Genomic DNA, 16690 nt, shown 5'->3' with positions numbered 1-16690 from the left:
GGAGTGCTATTGCTCCCAATCCCCCATTTTACCAGCTTTATAATCTTCATATGCCTGGCGGATCTCTTCTTCTGAATTCATGACGAAAGGTCCTCCAAAAACCACTTTTTCCTCCAATGGTTGGGCATGCCCTAACAAAAGGATGCTTTTTTTGCGGGAAGAAATATTCAGTTTTTCATCATTTTTGGAGAATTCGGCTAAATGAAGTTCCGGGACATTGATCTCGTTCACTTCCAGTTCTCCGCGTATCACATAGAAGAAGATATTATCGCTTTTAGGGATTTCAATTTCCAGTTTGGAGTCGTCTTCGAAATGCACCAAAGAAAGATTTACAGAGGTGGGAGTATCAAATACCCCGCGTATTCCTCTGAAACTTCCGGAAACTACTCTCGCCGTTATACTTTCCTCTTTATTTTTCCAGGTAGAGATCTTATCCTTCTGAACACCCCGGTAATGAGGTTCCATCATTTTCAGTCGTTTAGGCAGATTCACCCATAACTGCAGGATTTCCAGTGGGCCACCTTCTTTTTTAAATTTTTCTGAAGAAACTTCAGCATGTATAAGCCCTTTTCCTGCGGTCATCCACTGTACGCCACCGCTTTCAATTACGCTGTAATTACCGTCACTGTCTTTATGAGCAATATCGCCATCGAGGATAAATGTTACTGTTTCCATTCCGCGGTGTGGATGTGGTCCGAACGGCAACCCGTTATTATTTGGCGGATAGACCTGCGGACCATGATGGTTCAGAAAAATAAAAGGATCTATCATTTGGAGATTACGAGTGGGAATCGGAGACCATGTCTCAAGGTCTCCCATAGGCCTGTATTCTGCCTTATGTACTTTTTTGATATTCCTCATCGATAACTATTTATTGCGTACGTAAATAAGCTTAAATTTAGAATTAGCATTCTCGCGAGATTCGATTTCAAATTTGTTGATTGAATTGATCATGGGTGTAAGCTTTTGGAAGCCATAGTTCCTTGAATCAAAATTCGGTTGTTTCTTCTGAAGAAGACTTCCTACATCTCCTAAAAATGCCCATCCGTCTTCATCGGCAACATCAGAAATGGTTTGTGAGATAAGCCTGATGACTTTTGGTGTGATCTTATCTACATTCTGTTTTTTGGCAGTTTTATCTTTTGCCTTACCGCTTTCAGATTCAACCTCTTTACTCTGATTTTTAAGGATCTCGATATAAATGAACTTATCACAAGCCACAATAAAAGGATCGGGGGTTTTCTTTTCACCTATCCCAATCACCTTCATACTGGCCTCTCTCAGTCTGGTAGCCAGGCGTGTAAAATCTGAATCACTGGAAACCAGGCAGAATCCATCAACTTTATTGGAGTATAATATATCCATTGCATCTATGATCATTGCAGAATCGGTCGCGTTCTTTCCCTGTGTGTAACCGTATTGCTGAATTGGATGTATGGCATTCTCAAGAAGAACATTTTTCCATTTGTTCAAATGAGGCTTTGTCCAGTCGCCATATATACGTTTTATAGTAGGATTTCCATATTTGGCGATCTCTTCCATCATCTCTTTTACATGAGCAGAAGGTATGTTATCACCATCAATAAGTACTGCAAGATTAGTTTCCATTAAATATTAAGTTTTTTAGGAAAGCTAAAGTTAAGCCTATTATTTAAAATATATCTTTTAATGGATTAAAATCAAGAGGCCGTCTAAAAGTATAACAGTATGTTATTTTAGAATCTGACTTATTCTAAGATCGCCAGATATTAATCAGGATCCAGCAACCAGTTCAGGCTAAAAGGTCTAGCTTATTTAGACGCCCTCCCGGATTTTTAGAATCTGAAAAGTGCATTCATTTTGGACTCTTTTTCAGGCATGAATTCGTGTTCTACAAGATAAACCTTTCCACCCATTTCGATCGTTTTTCTTGCAGCAAGATTTAAAAGTGAAATATTGCCATTCTGATGGTTTTCGTGGAATTTGACCTTCATTTTATCCTCATTATATTCACCCCAGATCTCGGCCCTGTTCTCGATAAAAAGCGTATCCACCTTTCCCTGATAAACCGCCGGGATAATATCACTTACTACTGAGGTAGTGCTCTCTGTATTGCTTAATTCCCTGTATTTCTCGATCTTTTCATCCCTGTTTTCATTGAGGAATGGTTCTGCCACTTCCAGTGCTTTCTGATGGATCCCCATTAAATCAGTATCATTCGGGTTTCCTGAAACTACCTTATCGATCATATTATTATAGGTGTTGGCTTCCTTATAGATGGGAAATAAATAGTCCTGACAGTAAACTACAAGAGGTAGCTTTTCCTTATTAAGATAATTCTTCAACCCCTGATCTACGGCTCTAAAGAACTGTTTAGCTTCTTCTTTTTCATCTCTTTCGCTACCGCCATGTCCATGGAACTGCGTTTTTTCGCCACCTTCTCCCTGGGTACGGAATTGCAGTGCTTTTTCCTTATAGTCATATCCAACTCTATCTTCCAGTCTGGAAGGGGTGAGGTCGTCAATTTCTAAAGGAGTGATACTGAACCTGGTAGCTTCATAAAAACTTACATCTCCTAATTGAATAGCCAGGATATTGAATTTCCCATCTCCTGTCATTGCAGGTACCAGAGGTTTTACATAGAACTCTTCAGATATATAATGGTAAGTTTCAAAATTCACCGGTAAGGTATATTTTTCGAAAAACTCCGGAGAAGAGAAAATAGCCAGACCATCGGACTGATGTCTCCAGAAGTCGCGATCGTCGAGCAGGCTCTCAATTGGCTTTCCTATTTTATCAATCAGACTGTTATTTATACCGTCTTCTTTGAGCTCCTTTCGTATCTGAACCCATTCAGAATGCAAATGCTTTTTATTCTTTTCTTCAAGTACTTCCTTTCCGGCCCTTTGAGTAGGTATAAAAATAGATACACACACCTCATTTTTATGACTGGCCAGCTTTTTAAATTCTTTCTCGTTAATCATCGACATAACTCCAATTTTTAAGTGGTTAATTACAAGATATAAGATACGTTTAAAGCCATAGACATCAAAGCTCTAAGTTTTCTCTTAGTGCTAAATCTTTCTTAATTAATCTGAAGGGTTTTAAAAGAAATACTAATAAATAGTAGTAGTCTAAAGCTCGTCGTCTGGCTCTACGTGAATTAGGACATCGGCAATCTGTGGAATGTGCTGCAGGATATCATCTTTTACCCTGTGAGCTATCTCATGACCTTCTTTTACAGTTATCTGAGCATTTACTGCAATATGAAGGTCTACATGATAGGTCATTCCCGTTTTTCTAATATAACATTTCTCGGTCTCTACAACCCCTGGATACTTATGTGCAACTTTTCTGATCTCATTTTCGATCTCATCATACCGGTGTTCGTCCATTACTTCTCCCAAAGCCGGTCTAAGTATGAGGTAGGCATTATAGAGAATGAATCCGGAAGCTAAAAGGGCCGCCCAGTCATCAGCATTTTCGTAACCCTTGCCCATTACAAGGGCTACACTAATTCCGATAAACGCCATAAGTGAGGTTATCGCGTCGCTCCGATGATGCCAGGCATCAGCTTTTAATACCGAGCTATCCGTTTTCCTTCCTTTTTTTGAAACCACGCGGTAGAAAGTCTCTTTGATAATTATGATTGCGGCCAGTACTAAAAGGGTGTAAGGCTCCGGTACTTCATGGGGTGTATTAATATTTTCGATACTTTCGTAAGCTATTATAGTTGCCGAAACTATTAAAAACCCCACAACAATAAATGTAAATAAAGGTTCAGCCTTTCCGTGGCCATAGGGATGATTATCATCGGCAGGTTTAGTTGCATATCTTAAACCAATAAGCACTAAGATTGAAGAAAAGACATCTGTGGTAGATTCTATGGCATCGGCGATTAGCGCATAGGAATTTCCAAAAACTCCTGTAATAAATTTGGCTGCTGCCAGGAAAGCATTTCCTGCAATACTAAGATATGATGCCTTGATAGCTTCCCGGGCTCCCGGCTGCATAAAATTGGGTTTTAATAACTGCTAAATTATAATATTTTGTTACTTCAACTGATTATAGATAAGTAAAATTCCACTAATCACCATCAATGTGATAAGAAGTTTCCTGAAAGTACTGCTCTTCATTTTTGACAGGAATTTTTTACCGATAATATTCCCGATTACCGCTCCCATGCCCAGTGCAACACCATAGACCCATAATTCAGCATATAAAAGACCAAAGAAGGCATAACTTCCAATTTGCGAGATCCCCAGAAAAAATGAATTTACGGTCTTGGTGGCGATAAGTTCCTCTTTATCCAGCCCAAGATTAAGGTAAAATGGATTCAGCACAGGGCCCAATGCTCCAATAATGGTTCCCAGCAATGAAACCATAAAGCCCAGAGGAATAAAGTACCATAGCTTTACCGGAAAAGAACGTTCCCTTTTCCCGAATTTATATTGAAAAACGGTGCTTATCAGGAATAGTCCTACGATGATTTGTAACCAGGAAGCCTGCACTTTAGTAAAGAACCAGCCTGCCACCCATGCACCGATCATTGCAGCCGGTACATAATACCAGAAAACCTTCCAGTTAATATATTTCCAGAATAAAATGAGTCTGGCCGGACGGCCGATGAAGGTACCAAGGTTTAATACCGGCGCAGTTTTGGTTGTTCCTATCAGGAAATTAAGTGTTGGCACTAAAATGAGTGCGCCACCGCCACCCGATATGGTAGATATAATGAATGCAACAATACCTGCTAAAAAAAGTAAAAGTAGAAATAGAAGATCGATATCCTGAAGAAATTCCATCATCGTTTTTTCAATTACCACCAAACTACAAAAAAGCTTTGATAAGCAGTTTTTGTCTTCATCCAGATAAGAGGGGATTTCTGTTTTTCGAAGAGGGTCTCTATTGTTTTTATCATTTCAGAATGAGTAAACCATTCCTTATTAGATTCAGGAGAAGCACTCCAGGATCTTTTCGGCGGACTGAAAAACAGATTATCCTGCCCTTTAAACCTTGAAAATTCAGTAAAATTAAACCACTTCCCGCTATAGCATTCAGTGTTTATTTCAGCCGTTCGTGGATCCTGAAATCCTGCTGGGGTGAATAACTTCGCTTTAAAGCATATTTGCTGCTCGATTTCTTCCTGCTGCAGGCCTAAGTTTTTAAGGTATTTGAGAGTCTCTGGCTTAAATAGGATGGGAAATTGCCTGTTTTTTAACTTATCCAGTTTTTCGGAAAAACTATCCTTTCGGTTAGGCCCTATCCATCTGTTGATCTCCGGAGCCAAATTCTCATCATAGATATAGAGTTTATATACAAGCTCTACATGTAATGGTTTTTCATATTGTTCATCGTAAACCAGAAAATCAATTTCACCCAGGGTTTGTTTATTTTCTATGATCTGAATATTTGAATCTATAAGCCGATATCTTTCAGAATGATTAATGGCGATCTCAAAAAAACTTTCCATCCTTTTTCCCAGAACTGAATTCCGAGGGTGATCGATCCTTTCAAGGTCCTTTTTAAGTCGGTCAGTGATCTGGACATCCGGAAAGTCAAAGGATTGAAAACCGGTTAAATTTTCCTTCGGCAGGAGAGAGGTAGTAGATAAGAATCCGGTAAACTGATCCAGAATTTGCATCAATTTTCGGTTTTTACTGGTATCCAGATTTTTTCTTTTGAATCAGGATTGTCCGGACCTTTATATTCCTCTCCAAGGATTTCAAAATGAGGCCTGTCGTCTAAAGTATATTTGGATGGAGGCAGCCATTCTTCAAATATGAATTTTGAGGTTTTTGCAAATTCCCTGGCTGTTCCATGATGAGTGAAAACAGCATACAGTCCGCCGGGTATCTCCAATGGTTGTAAACCTTTTGGAATAAAGCTATGATCTTGGGTTTCCATCGCAGCCCATTTTTCAAAGACCGATTGCGAGTCGAAATCTCCTTTGATGAAATTATTACCATACAACTGCACCGAGTAGAGGTCCTGATTAATATTATTCTTAATAGCCTCTTTGGACTGCATGAATCTTTTCCAGAGAAGGCTGGTCTTGTCGTCGGCAAGACTGGTAGAGACCTTGATCCCGACGAGTTTCTTTGTTTTTATTTCAATAATTTCAGGTTCTTGCATCAAATTTTTATTTTGAAGGATCTATTTCAAAGTTTGAAGGAGGTGTGGCTCCCATAAGATGTTCTACAAAGTAATCCCAGCGTCGTCTCATCATATAGTAATAGTCATCTCCATAACCATGTCTCGCATGTGGGAAAATGATGAGATCAAAATCTTTATTAGCCTTAATAAGAGCATCCACTACAAGATAGGTATTATATGGCGGAACATTATCATCCATCGCTCCATGAGCCAGCAAAAGTTTTCCTTCAAGGTTCTCAGCCAGATTCTGATTAGCCTGTTTCTCATAATTTGAGATCCCTTCAGCATCTTTGGTCAAAAGACCGATGTATCTTTCTCCCCAGTCATCTTCATAATTCCTGTTATCATGATTTCCTGATTCTGAAATACCCACTTTATAAAATTCGGGATACTTGAACATGGCAGCAGCTGTGGCAAAACCACCTCCTGAATGCCCCCAGATACCTACATGGTCCAGATCCAAATAAGGATATTTTTCTGCTAATTGTTTAATTCCGGAGATCTGGTCTTCCAAAGTGTTATCGGCCATATTACCGTAGCAGGTATCGTGAAAGGATTTTGACCTGTCCGGATTACAGGTTCCGTCTATCACCACAACTACAAAGCCCAATTCGGCCAGCGCCTGATGGTCCCTCCGTGAAGGGGAAAAGGAACGGCTGCCAACTCCGCCTCCCTGTGGGCCAGGATATATATAATTGACCACAGGATATTTCTTGCTTTCATCAAGATGAGTAGGGGTAAATATGAGTCCGTAAAGATCCCATTTCCCATCTCTGGATTTAACAGTGATCGGTTTTGGAGCTTTCCATCCGGCATCTTTTAACCTGGAAATATCTGCTTTTTCAAGAGTAGTGACCAGTTTTCCTTTTATGGTTCTTAACTGGGCAACATTCGGCACATCGGGTTGTGAATAATTATCTACAAAATACTGACCTTCCGGAGATATTGAAATTTTATGATTTCCATTTTCAGGCGTAAGTAATTTTAAATTCTTTCCATCAAAATCCACGCTGTAGAAATGACTGAAATAAGGATCCCGGCTTTTTTCACGTCCATTAGCCAGAAAATATAGTTTGCGTTTATCTTCATCTACTCTCAGTAATTCAGTAACTACAAAATCTCCTTCGGTGATCTGATTCTTTAGTTTCCCTGTTTCTGAATCATAAAGATAAAGATGACCCCAGTCGTCCCTTTCGGAATACCATATTATCTCTTCCGAATCTGCGAGGTAGCGCCAGTTGATAGATCCCCGACCTGATTCGTACTGTGTTTCCACTTTTTCTTCAAAAACTTCCCTCACTTCTCCGGTTTCGGAATCCGCGATCCTCATTTTAGCCAATTTATGGTCACGGGAAGTCGAAACAAAAGCGAGTTTTGTGCCATCCTCATTCCACTGGTTATCGTCAAAAGCTCCCGAGCATGAAATATTATCACACAGGGTTCCACGTCTTGGATCTGCAGGTATATCAAGGCGTATGACTTTTGGCTCCTCAACCTCTATGATCACCCTGTGAATCTTAATTATTTCCTCATCAGAAGGAAGGGGGTATTTCCATTTCAGAAGTTCGGGTGCACCAACTTTGGTAGATACCAGGTACATGTCATTTACATGTCGCTGGTCCTGTTGATATGTAGCGATTTTCCTGGAATCTGGTGACCAGAGTAGAATGGGTTTATCACTTTTACGCCATCCGGCATTATCTGTGGCATAACCAAAATTCTTCTCTCCATTGGTGGTTAGCTGGGTTTCTTTTCCTGTTTCCAGGTTTCGCATCCAGAGATTCCAGTCTTTTATAAATACTACTTTCTTTCCATCTGGAGAAAGGACCTCATTACGGGTGTAGTTCTTTTTTCCATTAGATTTATGAGCATCCATACCGAATAACAATTCCTTTTCGCTGGAAGCTTTTTGCTTTTTACCATTTTTTGGATTTACAAGCACAAATTCATCACCGTTTACAGTTGAAACATCATACCAGAAACTACCGCCCTTTAACCATTGGGGGCTCACATAACTTCGGTCTACAAGAGAAGAAGTATTAAAACTTAAAAATTTTGTTGCATGTTCATAATCTTCGACGGTTAATGAATCTCTTTCTGTTTGTGAATAGCCGGCAAAAACCACTAACATGGATATAAAAAAGAACTGGAGCGATTTTCTCATTTATTATATTTTTCTGGAATATATTTGAGGCAGCAAGATAAAAAATAAACATGCCTCGGTAAAAGCCATGTGAATTGAATAAACTCAACTTTTTACCGGGGGTGATTTAAAGATCAAAACAATCCATCCAAACCCCTGTGCCGCCTTCAAGTCTTTCTTCCACTGGTGAGTCATAAGTAATGAGTACTTTCCTGTCCGATAAAAAAGCCATTCCTTCAGCTTTGTCTGAGCCGTGCTCTAACTCAGCACCACGAGCCACGTCAAACAATCTTTCAGGGTCATGGATCACACTGGCATGTTGATCTGGTAGTCCGCCATTGACCCTGTATATACTTATGGTACCATCAAGATCCATGGTGGGACCGGCGAGAAGATAAAGGTCTCCATTTTTGGTAATATTCAGTTCCCTTATTCCCATCCCTCGTAGGTCTATGAAATGTTTTCGGTAAAGCTTTTCTTCATCAGGTCTTTTGGATAAAAGCAGTTCGCCATCGAATTCCTTGCAGCCAATTTCAAGAATTACCGCAAATCCGTTTAATACAGGTCCTATTAAGCCAATAAAGATCCTGTCATCATATACGGCCAGGCCTTCTATATCAAAACCATTATCCTTACAGGGAATCATCATGAAGCGTTCCAGATGCTGGTCACGCATTAAGGCATTATGAAGTTCGGTACTCTTCGTGCCACCCCGCAACATTAGAGGTCTTATCTTTTTTCCATTATATTCAGCTTCATTCAGAAGTTCATAGCTTCCATCTTTTTTTATACAGGGGATGCAACCCAGGCTAAATCTGTTTTCATCTACGTCTATATCACTGAGGTCGTCCAGTTGTTTCTCAAGGGAATCATCAGCATCTGGAGAATCACGTTTCAGGCTCATACTTCCGCAGAACCATAAGAAGGGCTCCTGATAAGCCAGTGCTTCCATATCGGCTTCCCCGTTTCCGGCGGGCAGATCAAAGAAATCAAAAAGTTCATAATGCTTATGATAGCCAAATCCCCGCTCAGTCCTGGTTAAACGTTCTATTCCTGCATCTTCGTCATAGCTTAACCACAAATTATCTTCCGTCACCAGACTGCTTGAAATTTCTGTTCTAAGATCTTCAATGTTGGAAAAGTTCTTATCAAATTGGATCAGGCATTTATGGGCAGGTTTTCTAGGACTTGGCTTCATTTCAATTTTTTTATTCAATTTAATCAGAATTAATCGATAATAAAAAAGCCCCTTTCGGGGCCTATGATGTTTTGATTGATGGTAAAATCATTAATTCTTTACTCTGCCGTGACCGGATCTATTATCGTCATTACCTCATTAATCGCATTCAATGGTAACTCACCAAGGTCTGCGTGTTTCTTAATCAATTGTTCGTTGGGAGAAATATATATGCAGTAGAGTTTATCTTTTGTAACAAAACTCTGTACCCATTGTATTTGTGGGCCTAACTTTTCAAGTACACTACATGATTTCTGGGAAATTGCCTGAAGCTCATCGCCAGACAGGTTTCCTGCGTCCTCAAGCTCTCTTTCAACTATATACCTCGGCATTGTCTTTTTAATTTAATACTTTATTAAACTGTTTCCGAAATAATTTCAGAAATCATTCTATTCCGGGAACGAAATAGTTAAGAAGAAAAAGCCATGGAAGTATATTCAAAGCTTTATAAAATTAAGAAAAATATCTAAATATTATCTTCTTCTTAGACCTATATTTCCCCGAGCTCCGGTATTAATAGGTTTTCCGCTGAAGAGACTCTGAATTATGAATATATTTGCCTGAAAATTTCGATTTTGTTCCGAAAACGATTCTATTATTTTATTAAGATCCAGTATTTAGGATACAGGCTCCATGGCTGGCAGAAACAGCCTGATGTGAAGACCGTTGAAGGGCTAATCACGAAAACCCTGGGATGGGTAATGCCTGAAGCCAAATGTAAGATCCTTGGTACGAGCCGAACCGATGCCATGGTTTCTGCGGAAGAGTCGGCATTTGAATTGTTCCTTGATCATGAACCTTTAAAAGACCTGGATGCTTTTCTTGATCTTTTCAATAAGAACCTTCCACAGGATATACGTGCTCTGAGTATTGAGGAAGTAGACAAGAATTTCAACATCATTCAGCATTCCAAGACCAAAGAGTATGCTTACCTTTTTAGTGTAGGGGAGAAATTCCATCCATTTTGCGCTCCTTTTATGGCCAATTTTCAGGAAGATCTGGATATTGAAAAGATGAAACAGGCTGCAAAATTATTCCAGGGAACCCATAATTTTAAGAACTATTGCGTACGGGTATCTGAAAACAGCACTTTTGAAAGGGAAATGCTAATATCTGAGATCGTAGAGAACCAGTTATATACAGCCAATTTCTTTCCTGAAAAGTCATATATCTTTCACATTCATGCTGCCGGTTTCTTAAGGCACCAGGTTAGACTCATGATGGGAGCCCTAGTACTGGTTGGCAGGGGAGAGCTAAGTCTGGAAAATATCAAAAAAAGTTTACTGCCGGACAGCCCCCATCTTCAAATGGACTATATAGCTCCGGCCTCCGGACTTATTCTGAATAAGATAGAATTTGATTAAGCTATTGTGCTTCTTCCTTTTCCAGGATCTTTAATGAGATCTTTATTGTTTCATAGGGAATGGTTTCCTCGAAATGCTCAAAGAATGCTCTTAGCGAATTCGGATTTTCAAGTTCCGTTTTAGCATTTCTTACAGATTCTAGTTCTAATCCCGGTACAAACTGACGCAAATTGATATCTTCGCCTTCATCATAAAGCTTGATCAAATGTGTGAAAATTGTGTTTTTAGCAATACCACGCTCTTTAGAGATCTCCTCCACATTTAAGCCTTCTTTATATAAGGCCAGTGTTTCTTTTAATGTATTTCCCTTTTTTACTTTCTTTTTAGGTTTCTTTTCTCTCTTTTCCTGGCTGAAAGCGATTATCTCCTTGATAAATCTATAACCATAATTTTCCATTTTTTTCCGCCCCACGCCATTTATGAGCAAAAATTCAGAATCAGACATTGGTCGTTGTTTTTCCATGTCCTTGAGTGTGGCATCATTAAAAATTAGATAGGCAGGAATATCTTCATCTCTTGCAATCTCAAGACGCAGCTGTCTAAGTTTTTCAAAAAGAGAATCTGATGTTGTAGTGGTTTTTTCTGATCTTGACTGTACCTCTTTTTCTTTTACTTGAGCCAGTAATACTTTTTCATTTTCAAACAAGACCTTTTTGGCCTGTTCCGTGAGCTGTAAATGATTATTCCTGTCGAACGCAATTTCTATATAACCTAAATTAATAAGCTGAATTAGATATTGCTGCCAGTGATGCCATGAGATATCTTTCCCAATTCCGTAGGTAGATAGCTGCTCGTAGTGATTACTTCTAACCGTCTCGTTCCCGGCTCCGCGTAAAACATCAATTACCGCTGAAATTGGTTCAGATGCCTTTAAGCGGAAGATACAGGAAAGTGCCTTTTGGGCTATAATACTTCCATCAAAAAACTCTGGTGGATTTCTGCAGATATCACAGTTTCCGCAGTCTTCTTCCATAAATTCACCAAAATAGCTTAGCAATATCTTTCTCCGGCAACTAAGTGCTTCTGCATATTGCTTCATGCGGTCCAGTTTGGCAAGCTGGACTTCTTCATTTTTTGCATTGGAAGCAAACTTCTGAAGCTGCACCACATCGGCATAGCTATGAAAAAGAAGAGTATCTGATGGTAAACCATCACGGCCGGCACGGCCAATTTCCTGATAATAACCCTCAAGATTTTTCGGCATATTATAGTGGATCACCCAGCGAATATTGGATTTATCGATCCCCATTCCAAAAGCTATAGTAGCACAAATGATCTGTTTTTCATCGTTTATAAAGTCATCCTGTATCTGTGAACGCTCCAAATGATTGAGGCCGGCATGATATGCAGCTGCCTTAAAACCTTTAGCCTGAAGCTTGGAAGCAAGATCCTCGGTAGTTTTCCGGCTTAAACAGTAGATGATACCGCTTTCCTTTTTCCGATTTTTAATAAATTCAGCGATCTTCTCAAAACGTTTTATACCAGGTTTAACCTCTAAACTCAGGTTCTTACGATCAAAGGAAGCGATATGCTTTTCTGCTCCAGGAATATTAAGCTGCTTGCAAATATCCTTTCTGGTGGCTTTATCAGCCGTAGCAGTTAAAGCCAGCACCGGTGTGATAGGAAAACGATTTTTCAGGTAACCAAGCTGAGTGTAGGCAGGCCTAAAGTCGTGCCCCCAACTGGAGATACAGTGGGCTTCATCTATGGCGATAAGGCTTACTTTACCATGGCTTAGAAAACGATCCACAAACTGAAGACTTTCAGGAGCTACATATAATAATTTGATCTCTTTATTATCGATTTTTTGAAAAATAACCTCTTTATCGGCTTCCTCCTGACTACTGTTCAGATAAGCTGCGGGAACCCCATTCGCATTCAGGCCATCCACCTGGTCTTTCATAAGCGCGATAAGAGGAGAAATTACCAGGGTGATTTCCGGTAGCAGAATTGCCGGAAGTTGATAACAGATAGATTTACCTCCCCCTGTAGGCATAATAACCAGGTTATCTTTAGCTTCAAAAACCGAATTGATTATTTTTTTCTGTAAAGGTCTAAATTTCTCATAACCAAAATATTCCTTAAGGGTATCTAACAGCCTTGCTTCTTTCATAGAGGCAAAGGTAAAATTAAGCTTAGATTTACTCTAATTCCCAGGACCGATTTATCAGATTCACTTCTTTAAAATTTCTGTTAAGGGATTATTCTTACATTTATAAAAAATATTACTGCGTTTATGGCCCTTAAACCAAAATCCCTGCTTAGGCGACCAAAGAATACCAAAACGGTAAACCAGATTCCGGGAACCATGACCTATGTTGGTCGTAAGGAAACAGCCCGGACAAGGCTTGAGGTTATTGATTATAACCAGGATAGCTATGAGCGTTTTAGCTCTACAAGTACTGAAGATGCCTTTAAATTTGTTGATGAAGATAAGATCACCTGGTTCAATATTGATGGTTTGAGCAATATTGAGGAAATTCAGAAGCTGGGAGAATATTATGAGCTTCATCACCTAATAATGGAAGATATAGTGAATACAGGTCAAAGGCCCAAGATTGAGGAGCATCAGGATTACCTGTTCATTGTTGCCAAAATGCTTTATTACAGAAATGGTAATATTGAGAATGAACATATAAGTATGATCGTGGGAAAAAATTACCTACTCACTTTTCAGGAATCCGATGGTGATGTCTTTGATCCTGTGAGGGAAAGACTTGAAACCGCTAAAGGCAGGATAAGAGGGCGCTCTGCAGATTATTTGATGTTTGCACTTTTGGATGCGATTATAGATAACTACTTTCTTGTAATAGACGATATGAGTGATCGTATTGAAACGCTTGAGGCCAGCCTTTTTATCGATAAACCAAAGGATAATGTTACCCAGGAGATCCAGGAACTTAAGAGCACTATTTTAAGGATACGCCGATCTGTCTTTCCGCTGCGTGAGGTGGTAGGCCGACTTGAGAAAATGGAAAACGAACTCATAAAAAGCAGTACTGTCAGTTATATAAGAGATCTGCACGATCATATAGTTCAGATATCTGAAAACATAGAGATCTACCGTGAAATGATCTGGGGACTTATGGATCTTTATATGACTACGATCAGCAATAAGATGAACGAGGTTATGAAGGTTCTTACCATCATGGCTAGTATTTTTATACCACTTACTTTTATTGCTGGTATTTACGGGATGAACTTTGAATATATGCCTGAGTTAGAATGGAAATATGGCTACTTCGTTCTCTGGGGAATAATGATCATCATTTTCTTTTTAATGCTCTATTATTTTAAAAGGAAGAAGTGGTTATGAATTTAAATACAGAAAAATGAAAATTACAGGTTTTTTAATAATTTTAGGGATACTGACCATTAATCCCGTTATGGCACAAATGGAGAAGAAGAATGTGGCGGATTCAATAAACAGGATATATGTGGGTACCTACACTAAAAAAGAGGGCCATGTTGATGGAAAAGCCCGTGGAATCTATTTGCTGAATCAGCATGCCAGTACCGGTAACCTGGAATTTGTTTGCACTGCTGCCGAGGTAACCAATCCTTCCTTCATTAAAGTCGGAAAAATGGGGAAATATCTATATTCTGTTAGCGAACTGGGACCCAGTGATGCTGAAAGTGGTTTTGTCTACTCGTATGAGATTCAGGAAGACGGATCTTTAAGAAATATTGGAAAACTCGGTACCGGCGGATTTGCTCCCTGTCATATCGCAATAGACCGGTCGGGTAAGTATGCTTTCGTAAGTAACTATGTAGGCGGAGTTGTGATGGTTTATAAAATCGATAGCGATGGGAAACTGATACGGAATCAGGAAATCAAACTTCAGGCTCCGGATAAGGCCCATGCCCATTCAGTGAAAGTTAGCGGAGATAACCGTTATGCATATATAGCTGATCTTGGTAATGATAAGATCTGGATCTATAATTTTAATATTATGAATGGGATGCTTGAACCTCACGGTCAGCCATTTGTTGCCTTAAAAGATGGTGCCGGACCCCGTCATATGAGTTTTGCTAAAAATGGTATTTATGCCTATTCTATCAATGAATTGAACAGCACAGTAAGTGTATTTACTGTTAAAAAGGATGGCGGACTGGAGTTAATACAGAATATTTCATCATTACCTGAAAGTTATAAGAATAAGAATTTTCCCGCCGATATACATTTACATCCTGATGGAAAGTTTCTTTATGCTTCCAATCGTGGACATAACAGTATTGCCATATATGAAATAAATGCTGAAAACGGGAAACTTACAAAAGTGGATTTTGTTCCGGTTGCTGGAGAGACCCCCAGAAATTTTGCTATTTCGCCTTATGGGAAATACCTGTACGCAGCCAGCCAGGATACCGGAAATATTACCATATACCAGATCAATCCCGAAACAGGAAAATTAAAACCCCAGCCGCCGGTATTTAAAATTAAGACACCGGTATGCCTTGAATTTGTGAGATGATCTATGAAATATAAATCTGTAAAGATCTGAACAATAGTTTTGTATACTGGTAAAACCAACTATTTTTTTATCTAAATTTAGCAGTCAAATTTTTAATTCATTTTTCAATGAAAAAAGTTTTTATGTCTGCATTAATAGCCATTCCTATGTTATTTGGTGGCTGTTCTTCACAATCATTTACTTCTAAAACTATGCGTGATGCTGCAAGGGCTCCTTCAACCTTTATTACAAAATCAGGGATGGATTTTGAGGAAAATGCATGTAAAAGTCCTTTGGTAGACCCTGCAGATGGAACTGAAATAATTATGGTAGAATCTATCAGGGGTGTAGGTGATTATAAGGTTCCTCCTGGAAAATACGGAATGGAGCAGAATGAGCTACTTCGTGTTGATTGCCAGACTGGAAAAGTTCTTGGCATTGTAAAAAAATAAAAAAACATAGGATATTTTTTAGTAGGAGATCAGTATCTGAGTCGGTATGCGATCCCGGCATCCAGGCTTAAGTTTTTAATAAGCCCGGCTTCCAGTTTAGGTTGAGAGATTTGTTGCTCAGAATTGTCAAAAGCTTCATAATCGTTTATCTGGTAGTTGCCAATTTTTCCATAGAGTACTATTTTTTCGGAGATATGTTTTTCGATAAAAATGGAGGTTACCAGCGTCTCGATCCTGAAATAATGAATCTCAGGATTTTCCTTTATCAGGTATGAATTCAGGTTCCAGTTGCTTTCCAGACCAGTATACCAATTATCTTCTTTCAGGATCCATTCAAATCTTATGATGGATGGAACCAGGATATAAAGATTCCATTTTTCATCAGGCACCCAGTGAAGTCCGCCAATGGGGAACAGAAGGTTTTTATCTACTTCCTGGTTGAAATACATCCCGGCAAATAGACTTAGTTTCTCATTTTTTTTATGAGTGAACATGAACCAACCTCCGGTTTGTATATCATTAATAGATGTCTGATAATAATCTGAATTCAGTTTGAACCTTATTTGTGTTAGAAGACTCCATTCCTTCTCTTTCCAAAAATGAAGATACCCGGCACTTACAAAACTGGAGTAAAGGTTCATCTCTTCTCCTGTATATTCAATATCCCGGAATTTAAAGATCTCTCCGGAAAAGGTTCCCAGAATATAATCATCATTTTTTAGCTCATGGCCAAGATTGATCCTGGTATGAAATTTATCAAAACCGAAATTTGAAGCATTTTTGGGAGAATATTCCGAATGCTCATAACCCATATTGATGATATCAAAATACGATTGTGCATTTGAAATGTACCCTGGGGTAAAGGCTAAAAGAAATATACTTACGTAAAAGAAATGCTTCATGTT

Annotated in this window: 16 protein-coding genes; 4 read left to right on the top strand and 12 right to left on the bottom strand. The window is 39.1% G+C overall.

From position 1 onward, the window contains the following. Positions 1 to 6: 6 nt before the first annotated feature. The 10 genes from LU635_RS08720 to LU635_RS08675 form a co-directional block, all read right to left on the bottom strand. Complete coding sequence (locus tag LU635_RS08720) at positions 7 to 861, bottom strand: pirin family protein (RefSeq protein ID WP_240098229.1); 855 nt, start codon at positions 859 to 861, stop codon at positions 7 to 9. 6 nt (positions 862 to 867) lie between these two features. Next, positions 868 to 1608, bottom strand: coding sequence for an NYN domain-containing protein (locus tag LU635_RS08715; protein ID WP_240098226.1), 741 nt, complete (start codon positions 1606 to 1608; stop codon positions 868 to 870). A 206-nt stretch (positions 1609 to 1814) separates the two neighbouring features. Further along, complete coding sequence (locus LU635_RS08710) at positions 1815 to 2969, bottom strand: baeRF7 domain-containing protein (protein ID WP_240098224.1); 1155 nt, start codon at positions 2967 to 2969, stop codon at positions 1815 to 1817. Between the two features lie 144 nt (positions 2970 to 3113). Next, the gene (locus LU635_RS08705) at positions 3114 to 3992 is read right to left on the bottom strand and encodes a cation diffusion facilitator family transporter (protein ID WP_240098222.1); all 879 of its coding nucleotides are present in this window, start codon (positions 3990 to 3992) and stop codon (positions 3114 to 3116) included. A 39-nt stretch (positions 3993 to 4031) separates the two neighbouring features. Further along, a complete protein-coding gene (locus tag LU635_RS08700) occupies positions 4032 to 4787 on the bottom strand; it encodes a sulfite exporter TauE/SafE family protein (protein WP_240098220.1) in 756 nt (251 codons plus the stop codon). A gap of 11 nt (positions 4788 to 4798) precedes the next feature. Continuing rightward, positions 4799 to 5623 (bottom strand): DUF1853 family protein, encoded by an 825-nt coding sequence (locus LU635_RS08695; protein WP_240098218.1) that lies wholly within the window; start codon positions 5621 to 5623, stop codon positions 4799 to 4801. Beyond that, entirely contained in the window at positions 5623 to 6114 is a 492-nt protein-coding gene (locus tag LU635_RS08690; protein WP_240098216.1) for a GyrI-like domain-containing protein, read from the bottom strand. Before LU635_RS08690 ends, LU635_RS08695 begins: the two co-directional genes overlap by 1 nt. A gap of 7 nt (positions 6115 to 6121) precedes the next feature. Then, positions 6122 to 8299 carry a S9 family peptidase gene (locus LU635_RS08685; protein WP_240098214.1) on the bottom strand — a complete coding sequence of 726 codons (2178 nt, stop codon included), beginning with the start codon at positions 8297 to 8299 and terminating at the stop codon, positions 6122 to 6124. Positions 8300 to 8405: 106 nt separating this feature from the next. Next, the gene (locus tag LU635_RS08680; protein ID WP_240098212.1) at positions 8406 to 9476 is read right to left on the bottom strand and encodes a DUF3616 domain-containing protein; all 1071 of its coding nucleotides are present in this window, start codon (positions 9474 to 9476) and stop codon (positions 8406 to 8408) included. Between the two features lie 98 nt (positions 9477 to 9574). Continuing rightward, positions 9575 to 9847, bottom strand: coding sequence for a DUF4242 domain-containing protein (locus tag LU635_RS08675; RefSeq protein WP_240098210.1), 273 nt, complete (start codon positions 9845 to 9847; stop codon positions 9575 to 9577). A 243-nt stretch (positions 9848 to 10090) separates the two neighbouring features. Here LU635_RS08675 and truA point away from each other — a divergent pair, with 243 nt between their 5' ends. Beyond that, positions 10091 to 10879, top strand: coding sequence for a tRNA pseudouridine(38-40) synthase TruA (gene truA, locus LU635_RS08670; RefSeq protein WP_240098208.1), 789 nt, complete (start codon positions 10091 to 10093; stop codon positions 10877 to 10879). 1 nt (position 10880) lies between these two features. Here the strand turns inward: truA and recQ are convergent, their stop codons facing one another. After that, positions 10881 to 12992, bottom strand: coding sequence for a DNA helicase RecQ (gene recQ / locus LU635_RS08665; protein WP_240098206.1), 2112 nt, complete (start codon positions 12990 to 12992; stop codon positions 10881 to 10883). 123 nt (positions 12993 to 13115) lie between these two features. Between recQ and corA the strand changes: the two genes are divergently transcribed. The 3 genes from corA (at position 13116) to LU635_RS08650 (ending at position 15785) form a co-directional block, all read left to right on the top strand. Then, positions 13116 to 14195, top strand: a complete 1080-nt coding sequence (gene corA, locus LU635_RS08660; protein ID WP_240098204.1) for a magnesium/cobalt transporter CorA — start codon at positions 13116 to 13118, stop codon at positions 14193 to 14195. A 16-nt stretch (positions 14196 to 14211) separates the two neighbouring features. Continuing rightward, the gene (locus LU635_RS08655; RefSeq protein ID WP_240098203.1) at positions 14212 to 15354 is read left to right on the top strand and encodes a lactonase family protein; all 1143 of its coding nucleotides are present in this window, start codon (positions 14212 to 14214) and stop codon (positions 15352 to 15354) included. A gap of 122 nt (positions 15355 to 15476) precedes the next feature. Next, the gene (locus tag LU635_RS08650) at positions 15477 to 15785 is read left to right on the top strand and encodes a hypothetical protein (protein WP_240098201.1); all 309 of its coding nucleotides are present in this window, start codon (positions 15477 to 15479) and stop codon (positions 15783 to 15785) included. 29 nt (positions 15786 to 15814) lie between these two features. On the opposite strand, the gene LU635_RS08645 is transcribed toward LU635_RS08650, so the two are convergent. After that, positions 15815 to 16687 carry a DUF6268 family outer membrane beta-barrel protein gene (locus LU635_RS08645; RefSeq protein WP_240098198.1) on the bottom strand — a complete coding sequence of 291 codons (873 nt, stop codon included), beginning with the start codon at positions 16685 to 16687 and terminating at the stop codon, positions 15815 to 15817. Between the last annotated feature and the right edge of the window lie 3 nt (positions 16688 to 16690).

The organism is Christiangramia crocea (assembly GCF_022410465.1).
In the GTDB taxonomy this organism is placed as follows: Bacteria; Bacteroidota; Bacteroidia; order Flavobacteriales; family Flavobacteriaceae; genus Christiangramia; species Christiangramia crocea.
Note: the sequence above shows the minus strand (reverse complement) of the source record. Positions and strands in the feature narration are given on the sequence as shown.